At 56.4% G+C, this 2,750-nt stretch carries 1 protein-coding gene and 2 pseudogenes; 1 reads left to right on the top strand and 2 read right to left on the bottom strand.

Annotated features, from left to right (window positions below; all coding sequences use genetic code 11):
- The first annotated feature begins 220 nt into the window (after positions 1-220).
- On the top strand, positions 221-1,609 hold the full coding sequence (locus tag WS91_RS07765; RefSeq protein WP_231751997.1) for an amidase: 1,389 nt from the start codon (positions 221-223) through the stop codon (positions 1,607-1,609).
- Positions 1,610-2,147: 538 nt separating this feature from the next.
- On the opposite strand, the pseudogene WS91_RS32510 reads toward WS91_RS07765, so the two are convergent.
- A pseudogene (locus tag WS91_RS32510) lies at positions 2,148-2,255 on the bottom strand (integrase core domain-containing protein); the annotation flags it as partial.
- A gap of 140 nt (positions 2,256-2,395) precedes the next feature.
- Positions 2,396-2,638 (bottom strand): annotated as a pseudogene (locus tag WS91_RS32505) (integrase core domain-containing protein); the annotation flags it as partial.
- Positions 2,639-2,750 lie beyond the last annotated feature (112 nt).

The raw sequence follows: 2,750 nt of genomic DNA, 5'->3' as shown, positions 1-2,750 counted from the left end.
AACCCTTGTCATGCCTGAAAGCCACCACGGCGGCCCCAATAAAGGCGACCTGATTACCCTTAAGTGCACTTTCCGTTTCATTGATCCCCAAAGGCCAAATTTCTGTATATTCGTGGTTGTCGAGTAACCATAAATTTCATCGAATATATTGATGATATTCTGAATTTCAGTGATCGACGCACGTTATATCCTAACTACTATAAATTTAATTGATACCACCGTGGATATTGCATACTTGGGCGTGTCCGAGATATCGTCGATGCTTAAGCGGCGGCTTCTCTCCGCGGTTGAGTTGACTCGGATCATGCTTTCTCGCATTGATACAGTCGACCCAATCATGCAGGCATACATCCGGGTAACGGAAGCTTCCGCGCTCGCCGAAGCGAACCGAGCCGAGCGGGAAATCGCGCGTGGGATAGATCGCGGGCCCTTGCACGGTGTGCCAGTGGCAGTGAAGGACATTTTTGACATGAAGGGAGTGCCAACAACGGCAGGCATGGCAATTCGCGCCAATGCCCTTGCGACGGAAGACGCCACAGTCATTCGGCGATTGCGCGAAGCAGGTGCTGTGATACTCGGTAAGTTGTCTATGACGGAGGGCGCTTACGCGGAACATCGGGCGCCGTTCCCGACACCACGTAACGCGTGGCACGCCGACTATTGGCCTGGTGCGTCGTCGAGCGGTAGCGCGGTTGCCGTATCCGCCGGTCTCTGTTACGCAGCGCTCGCATCCGAAACTGGCGGCTCGATCCGCCTGCCCGCCGCTGCCAACGGAGTTACGGGTATCAAGCCTACTTGGGGACGTGTGTCTCGCCATCGAACGTTCGAGCTTGCCTCGACCCTCGACCACGTTGGTGTGATCGCTCGATCGGCTGCTGACGCTGCGGCCGCTCTTGGAATTGTCGCCGGCCGGGACCCCGCCGACCCGACTACGTCGCTCCGCGCAGTGCCTCAATTTTCCGTCGAGCCGTGCCATGACCTCGAAGGCGTTCGGCTTGGCGTCGACACGTCGTGGCTCGGCGCGCGCCTCAGCAACGTGATGTCCCTGGCGATCTCCGATGCCATTGCGACGCTCTCTGACCTCGGCGCGACGATCGTGGAGGTTGCGCTGCCAAATGTCGAAGAAATGATCTGGGACTGGTTTCCGGTATGCGCGGTACAAGCGGCAGTCGCACACGATACGACCTACCCATCTCGCAGAAGCGAATACAGTCCGAGTCTCGCGACGCTGATTGAGCAAGGACGCGCACTGCCGGGCACGCAGTACCAACGATTGCTGTTGCGCCGTCAGGAGTTCCGAGGCAGGCTGCTGGCGTTGTTCAGTCAAGTCGATTTCGTCGCGCTGCCTGTATTGCCGGCTGGCGTTCCGACGATCGAACGCATGTCTAGAATTGACGACGAACTTATTGCGGATATCCATCGATTCACATGCCCATTCAATATGGCCAGTTTGCCTTCCGTGGTCTTGCCCTGCGGATTTTCTGCAGACGCGATGCCGCTGGTTTTTCAGTTGATCGGTGCACCATTTTCTGAAGCAGAATTGGTGAACGCATCCAACGCATTCCAATCCGCGACTGACTGGCATGCGAAACACCCGATAGGCGCGTGAGAGGGCCAGAATTCTCCAGGCAATTCCAAATAATTTTTGCCAAAGCTCGTGCCCATGATTCCCGTGGATTGGCCTAACCTTAATGTCACGACGTGTCTCCCACGATATTTCGTCAGTACACACATCAAATTCATCACAAGTTGTCGCAGTACATATCATATTGAATGCGTCCTCGAGATACGACGACGGTGGTCGATGCACTTGCATGTTGAGTTGATGCTGACCAACATCTCGAAATAAAAGAGTGATCGCCGTTTCGGCGATCGCGCCCCCCCCTCTGAGGAAAACCGGATAGAAGCAGGCGGTGGTCTGAGACTAGTAAATACGTTTCTCTGCCTCGTGTCCGCAGATGCCCATGACGCCCCCCCAATTTGATGGCATGGCCTATCGATCGGCAGATGAGACAATTTCAAGTGCTTTAAGGACTATCGGTTTGTCGACCATCGTCCCGTCAACGGAGACTGCTTCGCCACCACTCGCCTGCGCGGCTCTTACGACACGGCGTGCCCATTCCGTTTCCTTGTCGGAATAGGCGAATGGCCTCGGCGCGGCTGCGGAACCATTCCCGGTTCAGCAATTCGTCACGCAGCTTGCCGTTGAAGCTCTCGACAAACCCGTTTTGCCACGGACTGCCCGGTGCGATGAAGGCAGGACCGATGGCTACAAGAAACGTCTCAAGTCACAATGTCTCTCCAATAGAATTACGTTAAACGTGCACATCCGAGTACCGCGCATCGTCAGGGGCGCGTATCGTGCGCCTGACCTGCGGCGGGATTTTGTAGCCAATCAGGCAGTGAGTTTCGCGTCGATATTATCGGAATCCAACCAGGCTCGACGGACCGTGGCCGGAGGTTGATAGCGATGCGCGCTATGGGGCCGGCGCTCGTTGTAGAACTGCCGCCAGCGTTCGATGAGTACCTTGGCCTCGGCACGGCTGCGGAACCATTCCCGGTTCAGCAATTCGTCACGCAGCTTGCCGTTAAAGCTCTCGACGAACCCGTTTTGCCACGGACTGCCAGGCGCGATGAAGGCCGGACCGATTGCAGCGTCTCGCAGCCAGCGCAGTAAGCGCCTCACGGCGACCGTCGTAGACGAGGGCGAGAAGCGACATCAAAGTGGTGCCCATCATTTTCGATTTGAT

It is taken from the genome of Burkholderia sp. MSMB1498 (genome assembly GCF_001526245.1).
GTDB lineage: Bacteria > Pseudomonadota > Gammaproteobacteria > Burkholderiales > Burkholderiaceae > Burkholderia > Burkholderia savannae.
This window is presented reverse-complemented; position numbering and strand designations above follow the sequence as displayed.